Annotated in this window: 16 protein-coding genes; 12 read left to right on the top strand and 4 right to left on the bottom strand. The window is 66.2% G+C overall.

From position 1 onward, the window contains the following. The first annotated feature begins 7 nt into the window (after positions 1-7). Complete coding sequence (locus C8C96_RS16875; protein WP_121944059.1) at positions 8-1,336, top strand: protein kinase; 1,329 nt, start codon at positions 8-10, stop codon at positions 1,334-1,336. Positions 1,337-1,399: 63 nt separating this feature from the next. Here the strand turns inward: C8C96_RS16875 and C8C96_RS16870 are convergent, their stop codons facing one another. After that, positions 1,400-2,629 (bottom strand): nucleoside recognition domain-containing protein, encoded by a 1,230-nt coding sequence (locus tag C8C96_RS16870; protein WP_099730105.1) that lies wholly within the window; start codon positions 2,627-2,629, stop codon positions 1,400-1,402. 277 nt (positions 2,630-2,906) lie between these two features. Here C8C96_RS16870 and C8C96_RS16865 point away from each other — a divergent pair, with 277 nt between their 5' ends. The 10 genes from C8C96_RS16865 to C8C96_RS16815 all read left to right on the top strand — a co-directional run bounded on the left by C8C96_RS16865 (position 2,907) and on the right by C8C96_RS16815 (position 14,254). Next, positions 2,907-3,620 carry a YebC/PmpR family DNA-binding transcriptional regulator gene (locus tag C8C96_RS16865; protein WP_056062254.1) on the top strand — a complete coding sequence of 238 codons (714 nt, stop codon included), beginning with the start codon at positions 2,907-2,909 and terminating at the stop codon, positions 3,618-3,620. Between the two features lie 84 nt (positions 3,621-3,704). Further along, positions 3,705-4,001: a DnaJ domain-containing protein gene (locus C8C96_RS16860; RefSeq protein WP_015014301.1), complete on the top strand. Its 297-nt coding sequence runs from the start codon at positions 3,705-3,707 to the stop codon at positions 3,999-4,001. Continuing rightward, positions 3,998-4,573 carry a hypothetical protein gene (locus C8C96_RS16855; protein ID WP_056746082.1) on the top strand — a complete coding sequence of 192 codons (576 nt, stop codon included), beginning with the start codon at positions 3,998-4,000 and terminating at the stop codon, positions 4,571-4,573. The genes C8C96_RS16860 and C8C96_RS16855 overlap by 4 nt, the downstream gene beginning before the upstream one ends. Positions 4,574-4,578: 5 nt before the next feature. Continuing rightward, a complete protein-coding gene (locus tag C8C96_RS16850) occupies positions 4,579-5,340 on the top strand; it encodes a hypothetical protein (RefSeq protein WP_056746672.1) in 762 nt (253 codons plus the stop codon). A gap of 169 nt (positions 5,341-5,509) precedes the next feature. Continuing rightward, positions 5,510-6,802, top strand: a complete 1,293-nt coding sequence (locus C8C96_RS16840; RefSeq protein ID WP_121943043.1) for a hypothetical protein — start codon at positions 5,510-5,512, stop codon at positions 6,800-6,802. A gap of 355 nt (positions 6,803-7,157) precedes the next feature. Beyond that, the gene (locus tag C8C96_RS16835; RefSeq protein WP_233584260.1) at positions 7,158-8,249 is read left to right on the top strand and encodes a GGDEF domain-containing protein; all 1,092 of its coding nucleotides are present in this window, start codon (positions 7,158-7,160) and stop codon (positions 8,247-8,249) included. A 164-nt stretch (positions 8,250-8,413) separates the two neighbouring features. After that, the gene (locus C8C96_RS16830; RefSeq protein ID WP_233584259.1) at positions 8,414-9,052 is read left to right on the top strand and encodes a DUF1569 domain-containing protein; all 639 of its coding nucleotides are present in this window, start codon (positions 8,414-8,416) and stop codon (positions 9,050-9,052) included. Between the two features lie 228 nt (positions 9,053-9,280). After that, a complete protein-coding gene (locus tag C8C96_RS16825) occupies positions 9,281-10,351 on the top strand; it encodes an HlyD family secretion protein (RefSeq protein WP_121943042.1) in 1,071 nt (356 codons plus the stop codon). Further along, on the top strand, positions 10,315-13,119 hold the full coding sequence (gene rbbA / locus C8C96_RS16820; RefSeq protein WP_121943041.1) for a ribosome-associated ATPase/putative transporter RbbA: 2,805 nt from the start codon (positions 10,315-10,317) through the stop codon (positions 13,117-13,119). The genes C8C96_RS16825 and rbbA overlap by 37 nt, the downstream gene beginning before the upstream one ends. 1 nt (position 13,120) lies before the next feature. Further along, positions 13,121-14,254 carry an ABC transporter permease gene (locus C8C96_RS16815; protein WP_116749727.1) on the top strand — a complete coding sequence of 378 codons (1,134 nt, stop codon included), beginning with the start codon at positions 13,121-13,123 and terminating at the stop codon, positions 14,252-14,254. A gap of 65 nt (positions 14,255-14,319) precedes the next feature. Here C8C96_RS16815 and C8C96_RS16810 read toward each other — a convergent pair whose 3' ends face one another. Next, positions 14,320-15,594: an amidohydrolase family protein gene (locus C8C96_RS16810; RefSeq protein WP_121943040.1), complete on the bottom strand. Its 1,275-nt coding sequence runs from the start codon at positions 15,592-15,594 to the stop codon at positions 14,320-14,322. A 71-nt stretch (positions 15,595-15,665) separates the two neighbouring features. Between C8C96_RS16810 and C8C96_RS16805 the strand changes: the two genes are divergently transcribed. Next, positions 15,666-16,025: a VOC family protein gene (locus C8C96_RS16805; protein ID WP_056746067.1), complete on the top strand. Its 360-nt coding sequence runs from the start codon at positions 15,666-15,668 to the stop codon at positions 16,023-16,025. A gap of 34 nt (positions 16,026-16,059) precedes the next feature. Here C8C96_RS16805 and C8C96_RS16800 read toward each other — a convergent pair whose 3' ends face one another. Both C8C96_RS16800 and C8C96_RS16795 read right to left on the bottom strand, forming a co-directional pair. Then, the gene (locus C8C96_RS16800) at positions 16,060-16,983 is read right to left on the bottom strand and encodes an ABC transporter permease (RefSeq protein ID WP_121943039.1); all 924 of its coding nucleotides are present in this window, start codon (positions 16,981-16,983) and stop codon (positions 16,060-16,062) included. Between the two features lie 114 nt (positions 16,984-17,097). Then, positions 17,098-18,159 carry an ABC transporter permease gene (locus C8C96_RS16795; RefSeq protein ID WP_121943038.1) on the bottom strand — a complete coding sequence of 354 codons (1,062 nt, stop codon included), beginning with the start codon at positions 18,157-18,159 and terminating at the stop codon, positions 17,098-17,100. Position 18,160: the final 1 nt, after the last annotated feature.

The following is an 18,160-nucleotide window of genomic DNA, read 5'->3' as shown; positions in this document are numbered from 1 at the left end:
CCCCGCCATGGCCACTGCCACCTCTGCACCGCCCGCCAACATCGGCAAGTACCGCATCGAGCGTGAACTGGGGCGGGGCGCCAGTGGCATCGTGTACCTGGGGCTCGACGGCTTCCGGGGCCGCAAGGTGGCCATCAAGCAGACCCACGCGCACCTGCTGAAGGTGCCCGAGCAGGCCGAGCGCTACCGCAAGCTGCTGCGCAACGAGGCAGCGCTGTCGGGCCGCCTGCGCCACCCCAACATCGTGCGCCTGCTGGATGCGGACGAAGAAGCGCTGCCGCCCTATCTGGTGCTCGAATACGTGGACGGCCAGCCGCTGTCCGACTTTGCAACGCCCGACACCTTGCTGCCCGTGCCCCAGGTGCTGGACATTGCCTTCAAGTGCTGCAACGCGCTCGAATACGCCTACCGCGAGGGCCTGGTGCACCGCGACATCAAGCCCGCCAACCTGATGCTGGCGCGCGGCGGCGATGTGAAACTGACCGACTTTGGCGCCGCCCTGTCGTTGCGCAGTGATGCTACGCAGTTGTCCGGCCTGGTGGGGTCGCCCTCGTACATGTCGCCCGAACAGGTGCGTGAGCAGGACCTCACCCACCACAGCGACATGTTTTCGCTGGCCGTGGTGGTGTACGAGCTGCTCACCGGCCGCCGCCCGTTTGATGGCGACACCGACTTCGCCACGCTCTACAAGATCAGCAACGAGACGCCCACCCGGCCCAGCCTGCTGCGGGCGTCGTTGCCTGCGCATGTGGACGAGGTGCTGCTGCGTGCGCTGGCCAAGCAGCCCGTCGACCGCTTTGCCACCTGGGCCGACTTTGCCCAGGCGCTGCTGGCGGCGCATCGGGGCCTGCCCCGCCAGAAGTCGCAGGACACCGAGGCCGAGCGCTTTGCACGCCTGCGGGCGCTGCCGTTTTTTGCCGACTTTCACGACGTGGCGCTGTGGGAGCTGATGCGCCTGGGCAGCTGGCGCCGGCTGGAGCAGGGCACCGTGCTGATGCGCGAGAACACGCCCGGCGACTCGTTCTGCATCCTCATCGAAGGCCAGGTGGCCGTCAGCCGCCAGGGCTGGAACCTCAGCACGCTGGGCCCCGGCGTGACCTTGGGCGAGATGACCTACCTGCGCCCCGACAACCGCATCCGCACCGCCACCGCCGTGGCCGAGACCGAGGTGCTGGTGCTCAAGGTGCGCAACCCCGCGCTGCGCGAGGCGTCGGAGGATTTGCAGTCGCGCTTTGACAAGGCCTTCATCAAGCTGCTGGTCGGACGGCTGATTGCCACCAACGAGCAGCTGGCTGAGTGGGAGCTGGTGGCGGCGCCAGGGCCCGCTGGCGGTTGATGCCCTGATTGCTACTTAATTGATAGCTGCTAGGGCATATTGCACTAGCGCTATCAGCCAAAACTATCCAAAAAACCGGTAGCACACCACAATGGCGGCCACTACCCCCGCCAGCTCGGCCAGCAAGGCGCAGCCCACGGCGTGCCGGGCGCGCTGAATGCCCACGGCCCCAAAGTACACGGCCAGCACGTAGAACGTGGTTTCGGTGCTGCCCTGGATGGTGGCGGCGGCCAGGGCGGCGAAGCTGTCTACGCCCTGGGTCTGCATGGTCTCAATCAGCATGGCGCGCGCCGCGCTGCCCGAGAACGGCTTGACCAGGGCGGTGGGCAGCGCGTCCACAAACCGGGCGTCGGCGCCCAGCGTGGTCACGCACCAGCGGATGCCATCCAGCACATAGCCCAGCGCGCCCGAGGCCCGGAACACGCCCACGGCGCAGAGCATGGCCACCAGATAGGGCAGCAGGCCCTTGGCCACGTCAAAGCCCTCGCGCGCCCCCTCGATAAAAGCCTCGTACACCGGCACCTTGCGCCACGCGCCCAGCGCCACAAACAGCACGACCAGCGCAAACAGCGTGAGGTTGCCCAGCAGCGACGACAGCGACGCCAGGGCCGCAGCGCTGAGCGTGGTGAGCAGCGCCATGAAGCCGCCCAGCACCAGCGCCACGGGCAGCAGGTAGGCCAGCACCACGGGGCTCCACAGCGGCAGGCGCTGCACCACGGCCACGCTCAGCAGCCCCACCAGGGTGGAGGCAGACGTGGCCAGCAGGATGGGCAGGAAGACCAGCGTCGGGTCGGGCGCACCCTGCTGCATGCGGTACATGAAGATGGTCACCGGCAGCAGCGTGAGCGACGAGGCGTTGAGCACCAGGAACAGGATCTGCGCGTTGGTGGCGGTGTCGGGCTCGGGGTTTAGCTCCTGCAGGGCCTTCATGGCCTTCAGGCCCATGGGCGTGGCCGCGTTGTCCAGCCCGAGGGCGTTGGCGGCAAAGTTCAGCGTCATCAGGCCCAGGGCAGGGTGGCCCCGGGGCACACCCGGCATCAGGCGCAGGAACAGCGGGGCCAGCCACCGGGCCAGGGCATCGACCAGGCCCGCCCTCTCGGCAATCCGCAAAAAGCCCAGCCACAGCGTGAGGGTGCCAAACAACAGCACCATCACCTCGACCGACAGTTTGGCCATGGCAAACAGCGCTTCGACCATGGCCGCAAAAATCTGGGCGTTGCCCCCCACCAGCCATTGGGCCAGGGCCGCGATGGCCGCCGTGAGGAAAAAGCCCAGCCAAAGGGTGTTGAGCATCAGTGCACCGGGCAGGGGTCAAAAGAAGGAGCTTTGCGCATGTCGCCGAGGTTAACTGCACCGCTGCGTGCGGCTGATAGAGAGCGTGGCGGAAGGGCAACGATAGTGTCCTTGGTGGTCAGTGGTACCCTATAGGGTTCGGTCTGAAGTTGCACTCCCATCCTCTGGGGGCTGTTCGGGAGGCGTATTTCCTCCCGGCGGCTCCTGCATGGCTGCAGCAACTCCCACACACGGCGCCCCAGCGCGCCGCATTCACATCAAGGAAAAGAGATCCATCATGGGCGCGCAGTGGAAAGCAAAAGGCAAGGCACAGGTGGCCGACGCCAAGGGCAAGCTGTTTGGCAAGCTGGTCAAGGAAATCACCGTGGCTGCGCGCGGCGGTGCCGACCCGGCCAGTAATGCCCGCCTGCGCCTTGTGGTGGAGCAAGCTCGCAAGGCCTCCATGCCCAAGGACACGCTGGAGCGTGCCATCAAGAAGGGCTCGGGCACCGGCGCGGACGCGGTGAACTACGAACGCGTGATCTACGAAGGTTTTGCCCCCCATCAGGTGGCTGTGATGGTTGAATGCCTGACCGACAACGTGAACCGCACGGCCCCCGAGATGCGCGTGCTGTTCCGCAAGGGCCAGCTGGGCACCTCGGGCTCGGTGGCCTGGGACTTCAACCATGTCGGCATGATCGAAGCCGAGCCCGCCACCCCCGACGCTGACCCCGAACTGGCCGCCATCGAGGCCGGTGCGCAGGACTTTGAAGCGGGCGACGAAGAGGGCACCACCACCTTCTGGACCGACCCCACCGACCTTGACCTTGTCAGCCGCGCGTTGCCCGCCCACGGCTTCACGGTGCTGTCCGCCAAGCTGGGGTACAAGCCCAAGAACCCGGTGAACCCCGCCAACCTCACGGCTGAGCAGCTGGAGGAGGTTGAGAACTTCCTGGCCGCCATCGATTCGAACGACGACGTGCAAAACGTGTTTGTGAGCCTGGGTGGTTGATGTGCGCGCGCAGGCGCCGACACAGGTGCTGAAGAGGGTGCCGTGGATGGCGCCCCTGGCTTTGACGGACGGACTGACTGTTTCATGACTGCTGACCACTACGCAGCCCTTGGGCTGGCGGCCAACGCATCGCTGGCAGACATCAAGAAGGCTTTTCGCCAGAAGGCCTCGTTCTACCACCCCGACCGCAACACGGCGCCCGACGCCGCACAGCGCTTTGCCGAGGTGCAAAAGGCCTATGAGGTGCTGTCGGACGACGACGCCCGCCAGGCCTATGACGACAACCGCCGCCGCAATCTGCTGGACGACCCGCTGCAGACCGCCCAGGAGATCTGGCAGGCCTACAGCGCACGCATTCTTTCTCATCCTTCCGCCCTGTGAAACTTTCTCCCTATTTTTATGACCTGCGCTCGGCCTACCAGGCCGAGCTGGACGACTTGGTGTCCGACTCCGAGGGCAACGACGTTCTGCGCAAGCGCCTGGCCGAAAAGCGCAACGAGATGGCGTTTTTGGTGCAGATGATGGAACTGGCCCCCGAAATGGTGGCCGTGGTCTTTCACCGGGGCTTTCGCTTTACCAAACCGGCTGCACTGGAGCACCTGCTGGGCTTGCCGGTGAACGAGCTGCCCGACTGGCACAGCCTGACCCATGCCGTAGCGTTGGAGCCCTGGGCAATGAGTCTGGCCCAGACCGTGTTGCGCGAGCCCCAGGGCGCACGCTTTCTGACGGTAGCCGCCGGCCTGGAATACCTGCAACAGCACGCGCGCCTGGCTCCGGCCGCAGCGTCGCATGGCGACAGCGATGCCGAGGACGATGGTGAAGATGCCGCCGAACACGACGATGACTACAGCGCCCTGAGTGCCGACGACGCGGTGGACCCGCAAAACAGCCGTACGCGCGAAGAGTCCAGCGCCAACTGGCTGGCCGATGTGGGCTTTGAGCGCAAGGAATGACGACCATGAGCAGCAGCAACCAACACCTGGCCCTGATCACCAAGACCACCAGCCTCATCGCGGCCGGTGACATCGTGGGCGCCGAGTCGGCGCTGGCCGAACTGGCCGACAGCGATGGCGACGGTGCGCTGATGGTGGTGCTGGACCAGCTGGCGCCCAAGGACATCCTGGCCGTGATGCGCGAGTACGACGACTCCAAGGCTTCGGTGGTCAACATGCTGGTCACGCCCGAGCAGTTTGCGCGCGCGATGGTGCTGGAAAAGCAGTACAAGGACCTCACCCACACCCACCTGCGCAACATGGTCAACGCGGTGGTGTTCCGTGACGATGCCGATCCGGTGGAGTTCCTCACCGCGATTGGCGACCTGGAGGGGGGCGCCGAGGCCCTGGCCAACTACTTTGCCGAAAAGTGGAGCCGCATCGAGGCTTTTGCCCGCACCGGCACCTTTGACGCCACCGAAGACTACGGCGTCACACTGAGCGACGACGAGCTGCTGGCCTCGGGCTATGTGCAGCCGCGCATCGACCTTGATGAAGTGGCCGACCGCGACTGGATGCAGATGGCCTGGCTGCTGCGCTATGAGTGCCGCGACCTGTTCATCGAGATGCTGCTGGTGCTGCGTGCCAAGGCCCGCGCGTTTGACCAGGGACTGGAAGAGGGCGAAGAGACGTCCGAAGAAGACGATGGGAAGTTCGAGACCAGCGAAACCGACCGCGGCAAGGCCACGCCTGCCGCACGGGCTTCCGACGAAGAGTCTGCCATTTAGTGAACAACCCCCTGAGGCGCTTCGCGCCTTCCCCCTTCTCTCGAATGGCTGTGCCATTCGGGAAGGGGGACACCGCCAGCGCGACGGGGCGGCCCTTGCGCGGCGGTCCTGGTATGGGCCGCGCCAGTTTCATAGCCCATGAGCAGCGCGAAGCGCGATAGATTCAGACATGACCGTGCCTCCCACGCCTTCCTCAATTTCTGCACCAGTCGCTACTGCCAATGCCCTGCAACTGCACGACGCGCGCCCTTTCTTTGAAAAGGCGCTGGTCTACGGCGTGCAGCACGGCCTGATTGACGCGGACCGGCTGGCGGCCATCAATGCCGATGCGCCCAAGGGCATGGTGCAGATCGCGCGTTACTTTGGCAGCGAGTTTCTGCGCCCGGAGATCGAGAAGGCGCGGGACCGCATGGTCAACCTGATCAGCCTTTACCTGCTGGAGACCACGGACGGTGATCTGGCCAAGGCGGCGGTGTCGCTGCGCGACAACTCCTTTTTGTCGCGCTCCAAAGGCGGCTCGGACATGCTCAAGCGCCTGATCGCCATGCCCGAGAGCAGCAACTTCGGCATGGGCGGCTATGCGGATGCCGAAACCCCACTGCTGGCTGCCTGGTCGCTGCGCAGCCATGCCGACTACCGCGCCGAGCTGGCCCGCCGCAGCCACATCGCCCAGGCCATCGCCGCCGCCGAGTGGCTGGCCGCGCAGTACGACCTGGACACCGAAGAGCTGGAAACCGCCGGGGCCGACGCCGAGGCCGTGATCCGCACAGGGCTGCTGATGCAGGCGCTGAACCCCAAGGCCATGGCGGCGAGTGAGTGGCCCAGCGCCCCGGTGTTTGAAAAGCTGGTGACTGCACTGCGCAAAAAGAAGGCACCACTGCCGACGGCGCTGCGCCTGCCCGCCGGCGTGCCGGCAGAGCTGCGTGACGTGCTGCAAGCCCAATGCGCCACCGTGCTGGCCGACCTGCCCAAACTGCTGCAATCCGCTGCGCCGCTGCGCACCCTGCTGCGCCCCATGGGCGCTTTCAGGGCACGCTACTTCCTGCTGGACGACCCTCTGGCCGAAGTGGACAGCTTTCACCGCAGCCTGGATGTGCTGGAGGACGACGATGAGCCTCCACAGCCTGCCACCAAGACATGGACCAAGGCGACCGGGGGCAACGACGATGAGCACTCGCTGCTCACGCTCTTCCTGTGCCTGGCCGCCGGTGCGCCCAAGAAGACGCTGCTCACCGAGAAAACCGCCGCCAGCCTGGTGCGCAAGATCCGCAAGTCTGGCCTGCAACCCGAGCTGGCGTCTGACTTCATCCGCAGCCACGCGGCTGCCGCCTTCCAGCAGGACTACCTGGCTCTCTGGTCTGGTTTTGTGCAAGACGCCCAGGCCACGCTGACCAGCGACCGCGACTACCAGATGCACGATGCGCTGGCGCTGCTGCGGCGGGAATGCCACGTGGTGGGTTAACAGGTGCTCCCAACCGCCACGCGAGGAGGTGAGGCAGGAGCGACCCCTGCAGCGGGCTCAAGGACTGCATTGCTGCCCGCAGACTGTCGCGTGGCGGTCAATGCTCTCGGTTACCATTGTTCACGTTGATGAGGGGCCCCATCTGCCTGGCTTGCCATAGCTGCCACGCATGCAAGATGAAGTTGCCTGGCCAGTCCCGATTGCTCCGTCCCTTCCCACAGTGCACAGTCCCACCCTCGTTATCGTAGCGGCCATTCTTGCAGCGCTGGTTACCACTGTGCTGTCTGCCGTGTGGTTCTTCAACAGGAACATCCCAGGGCTGCGCTTGTGGGCGCTAGCACTGTTTTGCACCACCGTGTTTTGCGCCAACCTGATGTTGCGCGACCATGTCCCGCAGTTGCCTTCGGTATTGCTGGCGCAGGGCTCTATTGCGTTGACGGCCTACCTGTGCCTGCTGGGCGCGCGTGAATACATGGGACGAGCGCCGCTGCGGCATGGCATGGCTGCGGTTGCCATGGTGCTGCTGCTGGTAACGGTGGCGTATTTCACCGTGGTGCAGCCCCATCTGGGGGTGCGTTTTGTGCTGTCGGGGCTGGTGCCCGGCACGTGCTTTCTGTTCGCGGCGCACACCATGGCCAAAGGTGGCTTTCGCAAGGTGCCGGCCCGGTATTTGTTTGCGGGCACGGTGGGTGTGCATGGCGTGTTTTTGCTGGTGCGACCCTTGTTGTTCAAGCTGGCCGCACCGGCCGATGCGTCGCAACCCGAAACGGGCATGGTGGCTGCGCTGTCGCAGTTTGTGGTGCTGGAGTCCACCATGGCGCTGGTGCTGGTGGCGTTTGGCGCGTTGATGCTGACCAATGAGTTCATCACCAACGAACTGCGCCACCTCGCCGAGGTGGACCCGCTGACCAATGTGTTCAACCGCCGCGCGTTTCTGACCTTGTTGGACAAGGCCATCAGCAACGCCCAGCGCACGCAGACGACGTTGCCCGTGCTGGTGATGGACCTGGACCATTTCAAGAAGGTCAACGACAGCTGGGGCCACCGTGCGGGCGACGATGTGCTGCGCCATTTTGTGATGCTGGCCCAGCGCTGCCTACGCAAGGAAGACGTGATGGGCCGCCTGGGGGGGGAGGAGTTCGCGATCTTCTTGCCCAATGCAGGGGCCGGTGGCGCCATTGCGGTGGCCGAGCGCTTGCGCGCCATGGTGGAAGCACACCCTGTGGTGACCGAGCAGCGCAGCATTGCGCTCACGGTGAGTGTTGGTGTCACCCTGTGCGCGGGCAGCGAGTCGGCGGGTACGGCCTTGCAGCGTGCGGACGAGGCCATGTACCTGGCCAAGGAGCGGGGGCGCAACCGGGTGGAGATGACGGTGGCCCCAGCAGCGCCCTTGGTCCCCGTTACCGCAACCCCCGCGCCGGCCGCACCAACCACCCTGGCGGCCTAGGAGCGGCGGTGCGCCGGGAAGGCGCCCAGGCCTTGCAGCTGTGCGCCATGGCGGGCTGTGTCGGCTGCCCGACCCTGGCGATGGCTGCAGGGGGCACAAGGCAGCCGCGGCCCGGCACAATCAAAGCTTTCACACCACCCCCGGTGATGCGGACAGACAACCCCATGGCAGTTCCACCCCCTCCTGGTGCACCCAAATCCGCTACCCCCGCGGCCACCCGCCTCTCGCCCTCTGCGCCGTCGGCAGCGCCCGACCGGAGGGTGTTTCTGGCCATCGGCACGGGGGTGGCGCTCGCAGCGGCTGGTGCTGCCGGGTATTTTCTGCACCAGCCGGACAACGACAGGCGGCTGGTGTTCGCCACGCTGCACGATGCGATGCGCGAGGCCGAGCGGCTGAACACAGCTTCCGTCCACGCGCTGGAACCCGCCACGGCCTGGACCTGGGCACAGACGCTGGTGCATTGCGCACAGAGCATCGAGTATTCGCTGCAGGGCTTTCCATCGCCCAAGTCGGCGCTGTTCCAGAACACCCTGGGGGCTGCGGCGTTCAAGGTGTTTACCCTGCGGGGACGCATGAGCCACAACCTGGCGGAGCCTATTCCGGGCGCACCGTCGCTCGATGCGCAGACCAAGGACGCCTCGGCCGCCATGGCCCGCCTGCGCCAGGCGGTGCAGGATTTTGCGGTCCACACCGGTGCGCTGCAGCCCCACTTTGCCTACGGTGCACTGAGCCGGTCGCAGTACGAGCAAGCGCATGCCATGCATCTGGCCAACCACCTGTCGGCGTTCGACGGGCGCGGGTAGGTCAGTCTCCGGCAACCGACGCAATGCCTCTCAGAACCTGCAGCGGCTAGCTTGTGTCGCGGGCGGAAGCCCCACGCAATTGCAGCCAAATTGATGCAAGTCAAGTGAGGCGACTGGCCACAAGCTGCCCATGAAGGCGCTGCGCTTACGATGCATTTTGAGGTGAGGCGCCTTTGCTGACGTGACTGAAAATGCGCTCCTGCCTCCGCATCAAAAGGGATCAGAGCCATGGGCAGCAAGTGGAAAATTTATGCGGCCGCCGCAGCGCTGTTGTTGCTGGGCACCGTACTGGTCGTGCGGTGGGCGCCCTGGCAGCCCAAGGGGCCTGGCCCTGGGTTTGTGAGCGGCAATGGCCGCATCGAGGCCACCGAAATTGCCGTGGCCACCAAGCTGGCGGGGCGTGTGCTCGATGTTTTGGTGGCCGAGGGCGATTTTGTGAAGGCGGGGCAGCCCCTGGCCCGCATGCAGATCGACAGCCTGCAAGCCCAGCGCGAAGAGGCCGTGGCCCGGCTGCAGCAGGCACAGCTGGCCATCAGCAGTGCCCAGGTGCAGGTGGCCCAGCGTGAGAGCGACTACCAGGCCGCCTTGGCCGTGGTGGCCCAGCGCGAGAGCGACCTCGACACTGCCCGCCGCCGCCTGCCGCGCTCTGAGCAGCTGGCGCGCGAAGGCTTTTTCTCCAGCCAGTTGCTCGACGATGACCGCGCCAAGGTACGCAGCCAGCAAGCCGCTGTGACGGCTGCCAAGGCCCAGGCCAAGGCCGCACAGGCGGGCATTGGCGCGTCGCGCACGCAGGTGACCAGTGCCGAGGCCAATGTGCGTGCGCTGGAGGCCACGCTGGCGCGCATTGATGTGGAGCTGGCTGACAGCGAACTCAAGGCACCGCGCGACGGGCGGGTGCAATTCCGCGTGGTGCAGCCCGGCGAGGTGGTGGGCGCAGGTGCGCGCGTGCTGCAGCTGGTGGACCTGAGCGATGTGTACATGACCTTCTTTTTGCCTGAGACCGTGGCGGGCCGGGTAGCACTGGGCAGCGAGGTGCGCATCGTGCTCGATGCCGCACCGGGCTTTTTGATCCCGGCCACCGTGTCGTTTGTGGCCAGCACCGCGCAGTTCACGCCCAAGACGGTGGAGACCGCCAGCGAGCGCCAGAAGCTCATGTTCCGCGTGCGCGCGCAGATTGACAAGGCGCTGCTGCTGCGCCACCAGGAGCAGGTCAAGACCGGTCTGCCTGGCGTGGCCTGGCTGCGGGTGGACCCCGCCGTGGAATGGCCCGCCAACCTCGCCATCAAGGCCGACCAGTGAATCTCCCTGGCGGCGTTGCACCCGTGGCGCGCCTGCGTGGCGTGGGCCAGCGCTACGGTCGCACGGTGGCGCTCGCAGACATCGATTTGGAAGTGGCCGGGGGGCGCATGGTGGGCCTGATCGGGCCGGATGGTGTGGGCAAGTCCAGCCTGCTGGCGCTGGTGGCGGGCGCTCGTGCAGTGCAGCAGGGCACGGTAGAAGTGTTGGGCGGCGACATGTCCCAAAGCCGCCACCGCAGCCGGGTGTGCCCCCGCATCGCCTACATGCCGCAGGGCCTGGGCAAGAACCTGTACCCGACGCTGTCGGTGGAAGAGAACCTGCAGTTCTTTGGCCGCCTGTTCGGGCACGACGCAGCCGAGCGGCGGCGCCGCATTGTTGAACTCACGCGCAGCACAGGGCTGCACCCGTTTCTGGCGCGGCCTGCGGGCAAGCTCTCGGGCGGCATGAAGCAAAAGCTGGCCTTGTGCTGCGCGCTCATCCACGACCCCGACCTGCTCATCCTGGACGAGCCCACCACCGGCGTGGACCCGCTGGCGCGCGCGCAGTTCTGGGATTTAGTCGGCCGCATCCGCACCGCGCGACCCGGCATGAGCGTGATCGTGGCCACCGCCTACATGGAAGAGGCGCAGCGTTTTGAATGGCTGGTGGCCATGGACGAAGGCCGCATTCTGGCGACCGGCACTCCCGCCGAGCTCATGGCCCGCACCGGGCACGGTGCGCTGGAGCAGGCCTTTGTGGCCCTGCTGCCCGAGGCCAAACGCCGGGGCCACCAGGCGGTGCAGATTCCGCCGCTGGACCGCTCGCAGGCAGATGACGCCACCAACGTGGCCATCGAGGCGCGCGACCTCACCATGCGCTTTGGCGACTTTGTGGCGGTGGACCATGTGAGCTTTCGCATCCAGCGCGGCGAGATCTTTGGCTTTCTGGGCAGCAACGGCTGCGGCAAGTCCACCACCATGAAGATGCTTACCGGCCTGCTGCCCGCCAGCGACGGGCAGGCCTGGCTGTTTGGCCAGCCGGTGGACCCCAAGGACATGGCCACGCGGCGGCGCGTGGGCTACATGTCGCAGGCGTTTTCGCTGTACAGCGAGCTGTCGGTGGAGCAGAACCTGGTGCTGCATGCCCGGCTGTTCCACGTGCCCGAGGCCGAGGTGCCCGCGCGCGTGACGGCCATGCTGGAGCGCTTTGACCTGCAGGCCGTGCGCGGCGTACTGCCCATGAAGCTGCCCCTGGGCATGCGCCAGCGCCTGTCGCTGGCCGTGGCCATGGTGCACCAGCCCGAGCTGCTGATTCTGGACGAGCCCACCTCGGGCGTGGACCCGATGGCGCGCGACAACTTCTGGCGCCTGATGGTGGAGCTGGCGCGGCGCGACAAGGTCACCATCTTCATCTCCACCCACTTCATGAACGAGGCCGAGCGCTGCGACCGCATCTCGCTGATGCACGCAGGGCGCGTGTTGGAGAGCGCTGCGCCGCAGGACATCGTGGCCAAACGCGGCGCCGCCACGCTGGAAGAAGCCTTCATCGGATACCTGGAAGATGCTGCGGGCACGGCTCAGGCTCCTGTGTCCGAGGCGGCTTCGGGCCCCACTGCGCTATTGCCGGTGTCCGCGCCCAACACTCCCACCTGGCCCACCCGCCTGCGCCAAAGCCTGGCCCGCATCCACAGCACCCAGTGGCGCGAAGCGCTGGAGCTGCGCCGCGACCCGGTGCGGGGCGCCATGGCGCTGTTGGGCTCGCTGATCCTGATGTTCGTGATGGGCTACGGCATCAGCATGGACGTGGAGAACCTGCGCTTTGCCGTGCTGGACCGCGATCAGACCGCGCTGAGCCGCGCCTACACGCTGAACCTGGCGGGCTCGCGCTACTTCACCGAGCAGCCGCCGATTGCCACCTACGCAGAGCTGGATGCACGCATGCGCTCCGCCGAGATATCGCTGGCGCTGGAGATCCCGCCCGGCTTTGCCCGCGACGTGGCACGCGGCCAGCCGGTGCAGATCGGCGCGTGGGTGGACGGCGCCATGCCGCAGCGCGCCGAAACCGTCATCGGCTACGCCCAGGGCCTGCACCAGCAGTGGCTGGTGGAGCAAAGCCGCATCCGCACAGGCACCGTGCCCCGGGGCCTGCTGGAGGTGGAGCCACGCTACCGCTACAACCCCGACGTGCGCAGCCTGCCGTCCATGGTGCCTGCCGTGATCCCGCTGCTGTTGCTCATGCTGCCCGCCATGCTCACGGCCCTGGCGGTGGTGCGCGAGAAAGAGCTGGGCTCCATCATCAACCTGTATGTCACGCCCACCACGCGCACCGAATTCATGCTGGGCAAACAGCTGCCCTATGTGCTGCTGGCGCTGTTTAATTTTGGCCTGATGTGCCTGGCGGCGGTGACGGTGTTTGGCGTGCCGATGACGGGAAGTTTTGCCACGTTGACATTGGCCGCCGTGGTGTTCAGCCTGTGCTCCACGGGCATGGGCCTCCTAGCATCCACCGTCACGCGCAGCCAGATTGCGGCGATGTTCTTTGCCATGGTGGGCACGATTATTCCGGCCGTGCAGTTCGCCGGGCTCATCAACCCCGTTTCGTCCATGACGGGCTTTGCGCGCCGGTTCGGAGAGGCCTACCCGGCCAGCCACATGTTCACCATCAGCCGGGGCGTGTTCAACAAGGCGCTGGGCCTGCAGGATCTGCAGGCCGAGTTCTGGCCCATGGTGGTGGCGGTGCCTGTCATCATTGGCACCGCCATCCTGTTGCTACGCAAGCAGGAGACCTGACATGGCGCTGAGAGGTCGTTGGTCGAACATTTTCAGGTTAGGCATCAAGGAGCTGTGGAGCCTGTGGCGCGACCCGGCCATGTTGTTCCTCATCGTCTACACGACCACGCTGGCGGTGTATTCGGCGGGCATGGCGCAGCCCGAAACGCTGCACCATGTGCCCATTGCCATCGTGGACGAGGACGATTCGGCGCTGTCCCAGCGCATCGCCACCGCGTTCTACGCGCCCCAGTTCACACGCCCCGCCATGATCAGCATGCGCGAGGTGGACCCGGGGCTGGACGCTGGCCGCTTCACGCTGGTGCTGCACATCCCCGCCCATTTCCAGCGCGATGTGCTGGCGGGCCGGGTGCCGCAGGTGCAGCTCAACATCGACGCCACGCGCATGGGGCAAGCGTTTGCAGCCAACGGGGCGGTGCAGCAGATCGTGCAGCTGGAGGTGGCCGAGTTTGTGCAGCGCGACCGCGCCGTGGCCGCCCAGCCCATCGAGCTGACGGTGCGCTCGCGCTTCAACCCGGCGCTCAATCCCGCGTGGTTCGGCTCGCTGATGGAGCTGATCAACATCGTGACCATGCTCTCCATCATCCTCACCGGCGCCGCGCTGATCCGCGAACGCGAGCATGGCACGGTGGAGCATTTGCTGGTGATGCCCGTCACCCCCGGCGAGATCATGCTGGCCAAGGTCTGGGCCATGGCGCTGGTGGTGCTGGTGGCTACCTGGGTGTCGCTCACGGCGGTGATTCGCTGGGCGATTGGTGTGCCGATCGAAGGCTCGGTACCCCTGTTCCTGCTGGGGGCCACGCTGCATCTGTTTGCCACCACGTCCATGGGCATCTTCATGGCCACGGTGGCGCGCAGCATGCCGCAGTTTGGCTTGCTGATGGTGCTGGTGATGATGCCGCTGCAGATGCTGTCGGGCGGCGTCACCCCGCGCGAGAGCATGCCGCTGTGGGTGCAGTACGGCATGGCCCTGGCGCCCACCACGCACTTCACCGAGCTGGCCCAGGCCATCCTCTACCGGGGCGCGGGCTGGGCGGTGGTGTGGCCGTCGCTGGTGTGGCTGCTGGGGATTGGGGCGGTGCTGTTCAGCCTGGCGCTGGCGCGGTTTCGCAAGACGATTGCGCGCATGGCCTGAACGTCAGGATGACTGTGTGCTATCGAATATATAGCTGCCAAGGCATGATCCATTAGCGCTTGAGGCTAGTTGGACGAAAAATCCACGCTGCCGGGCCGCCCAGGCAGGTGCAGCTGCGCCACGGGCGCCGGGCTGCTGGCCACCCGTTGGCCGCGCCGCCACACACCCAGGCGCGTGGCCCGCAGGCGGATGGCGTCCACCGGGTTGCGCGCATGCAGCAGAACCAGGTCGGCATGGCAGCCGGGGGCGATACCGTAGCCCTCCAGCCCCAGCAGCTTGGCGGGATTCACCGTCACCGCATCAAAACACTGCCGCATGGCGGCCTGGCTGGTCATCTGGCCCACATGAAGGCCCATGTGCGCGGCCTCCAGCATGTCGGCGCTGCCGCCGCTGTACCAGGGGTCGAGCACGCAGTCGTGGCCAAACGCCACCGTCAGGCCCGCAGCCATCAGCTCGGGCACGCGGGTCATGCCCCGGCGCTTGGGGTAGGTGTCGTGGCGGCCTTGCAGCGTGATGTTGATGAGCGGGTTGGCCACCACGCCCAGGTCTGCCTCGGCCATCAGCGCCATCAGCTTGCTCACGTAGTAGTTGTCCATGCTGTGCATGGAGGTGAGGTGCGAGCCCGTCACGCGGCCCTGCAGTCCCAGGCGCTGGGTTTCGTACGCCAAGGTTTCCACGTGGCGCGAGTGCGGGTCGTCGGATTCGTCGCAGTGCATGTCCACGCGTTTGCCCCGTTCGGCCGCCAGTTCGCAAAGGATCTTCACGCTCTCGGCCCCTTGGGCCATGGTGCGCTCGAAGTGCGGAATGCCGCCCACCACGTCCACACCCATGTCCAGCCCGCGTTTCAGGTTGGCCAGCCCTCCGGGCGCGCGCAGCACGCCGTCTTGTGGGAAGGCCACCAGTTGCAAATCCAGGTACGGCGCCACGCGCTGCTTGACATGGAGCAGCGCCTCTACCGGCAGCAGGCTGGGGTGGCTGGTGTCCACATGGCTGCGGATGGCCAGCAGCCCGCGCGCCACGGCCATGTCGCAGTACTGCAGCGCGCGCTGCACGATGGCGTCGTGGGTCAGCGTGGGCTTGAGTTCGCCCCACAGCGCAATGCCTTCGAGCAGCGTGCCGCTCTCGTTCACGCGCGGCTGGCCGTAGCTCAGGGTCGAATCCATGTGGAAATGCGCGTCCACAAACGGCGGGCTGACCAGCAGGCCACCGGCGTCCACCGTCTCATGCGCAGGGGCTTGCAGGCCTTCGGTCACTTCGGTGATGCGACCGCCTTGCACGGCGATGGACATGTTCTGGCGGCCGTCGGGCAGGCTGGCGTGGGTGATGAGCAGGTCGAGCATGGTGGGGGAGTGTAGATATTCGTCGGGACGCGCTGGCACACTGCGGGGTCTCAAGAAGAAAGGGTCATCCGATGAACGCACATGAAAAGTTGAACTACGTCGAATTTGCCGCGCGCGATGTGCCCGCCACCAAGTCGTTCTTTGAAAAGGCCTTTGCATGGACCTTTGTGGACTATGGCCCCGAATACACGGCCTTCTCGGGCCAGGGGTTGGACGGCGGCTTCTTCCGCGCCAGCCTTTGTTCCACTCCAGCCACTGGCGGCGCCTTGCTGGTGTTCTACAGCGCTGACCTTGAAGCCACCTTGGCCAAGGTGGAGGCGGCGGGTGGCCATGTGGTCAAGCCGGTGTTCGACTTTCCGGGAGGACGGCGCTTTCATTTCACAGAGCCCAGCGGCAACGAGTTTGCGGTGTGGTCCGACCAGAGGGTGTGAATGAATCGGGCGTGGTGGGCTCATTCGCATCTTCTCATCGCTCCCCCTTGCGGTAGGGCTTCATCAGCGCCTGCGGATACGCCGCCTTGCGTGCCACCAGCACCAGCGCCAGGATGGACAGCAGGTACGGCAGCATCAGATACACCTGGTACGGCAGCCACGCATCGCCCGCCTGCTGCAGCCGCAGCTGCAGCGCGTCAAAAAAGGCAAACAGCAGCGCACCCAGCAGCGCCTTGCCAGGCCGCCACGAGGCAAACACCACCAGCGCCACGCAGATCCAGCCGCGCCCGTTGATCATGTTGAAGAAGAAGGCGTTGAACGCCGACAGGGTGAGGAAGCTGCCCGCCACGCCCATCAGCGCCGACCCGGCCACGATGGCGCCGGTGCGCATGGCCGCCACCGAGATGCCCTGGCCCTCGGCCGCCTGCGGGTTCTCGCCCACCATGCGCACGGCCAGGCCCAGCGGGGTGCGCATCAGCACCCAGGCCAGCAGGGGCACCAGCAGCACGGCCAGCAGCGTGAGTGGGGTCTGTGCCGACAGGATAGGAATGCCCAGCCACTCCATCGGAGCAAAGGGCTCAATGGTGGGCGGCGTGTTCACTTTGGGAAAGCTCACGCGGTAGCCGTAGTAGCTCAGCGCCGTGGCCAGCAGCGTGATGCCCAAGCCCGACACATGCTGCGACAGCGCCAGCCCCACGGTGAGCCACGCGTGCAGCAGCCCAAACACCGCACCCGTGAGCGCCGCTACCAGCACCCCGGTCCACAGCCCATGGCCCGCATACACCGTAAGCCAGCCGGTGAAGGCCCCGGCCACCATGATTCCTTCAATGCCCAGGTTCAGCACGCCTGCACGCTCGCACAGCAGTACCCCCAGCGTGCCCAGGATGAGCGGGGTGGCAACCCGCAGGGTGGCAATCCAGAACGCGGGGTTGGCGAGGATGTCGAGCAGTTCGGTCATGCGGCTGCTCCGTGGAGTTTTGCTTTTATTTCGATAGCTGCTAGCGCTTTATTCACTAGCGCTACAGGCCAATTTGGCTTGAAATTGTGGTGTGTATGGGTTGTCATGGCTGCTTCACTTCCACCGCACGCGGTACTGCGTCAGCAGCCCGGCCACCAGCACCGCAATCAGCGAAGTCGCCACGATCACATCCGCAATGTAGGTAGGCACGCCCACCGCGCGGCTCATGCTGTCAGCCCCCACCAGCACGCCCGCCACAAAGGTGCCCGCCGCTATCACGCCCAGCGGGTGCAGTCCGGCCAGCATGGCGATCACGATGCCGCTGTAGCCGTAGCCGGGCGACATGTCGAGCGTCACATAACCAGTGCGACCAGCCACTTCGATGGCGCCGGCCAAGCCTGCGAGCCCGCCGGAGAGCAAGGCGACCAGCACCACCGTGCGGGTGATAGGCACGCCCGCAAAGGCAGCAGCGCGTGCATTGGCCCCCGCAGCACGAATGTCAAACCCCGGCACCGTGCGTGCCAGCAGCACCCACAGCATCACGGCCAGCGACACGGCCCACAGCAGGCCCGTGTGCAGCCGCGTCTGAGGCACCAGCTTGGAGAGTTCCAGGTCGCCCTGCAGTGCCACGCTCTGCGGCCAGCCCATGGAGAGCGGGTCTTTCATCGGCCCATCGAGCAGAGCTGACACCAGCAGCAGCATGATGAAGTTGAGCAGCAGTGTGGTGACGACCTCGTCCACGCCCAGCCGCGCCTTCATCAGCGCCGGGCCCAGCAGCAGCGCTGCGCCTGCCAGCGCGGCCGCCAGCATCATCAGTGGAAAGAGCACATAGGGCGACCACTCCAGCCCCGTGCCCCCGTGCATGCCGCCCACGGCCACGGCGGCCAGCGCCCCGGCGTAAAGCTGCCCCTCGGCCCCAATGTTGAACAGCCGCGCCCGGAAGGCCACGGCCGCTGCCAGTCCAGTCAGGATCAGTGGCGTGGCGCGGGTGAGGGTTTCGGTCAGTGCAAACACCGAGCCGAACGCGCCTTGCAGCAGCAGCGCATAGGTCTGGCCCACGGGCGCCCCGGCCCACAGCACCAGCAGGGCGCTGACGATCAGTGTGAACACCACGGCGCCCACCGGCGCCAGCACGTAGGCGGCTGGGGAGGTGTGGTTGCGTTTTTCGAGTCTCATG

Origin of the sequence: Acidovorax sp. 100 (assembly GCF_003688355.1) — a bacterium.
Classification (GTDB): domain Bacteria; phylum Pseudomonadota; class Gammaproteobacteria; order Burkholderiales; family Burkholderiaceae_C; genus Acidovorax; species Acidovorax delafieldii.
This window is presented reverse-complemented; position numbering and strand designations above follow the sequence as displayed.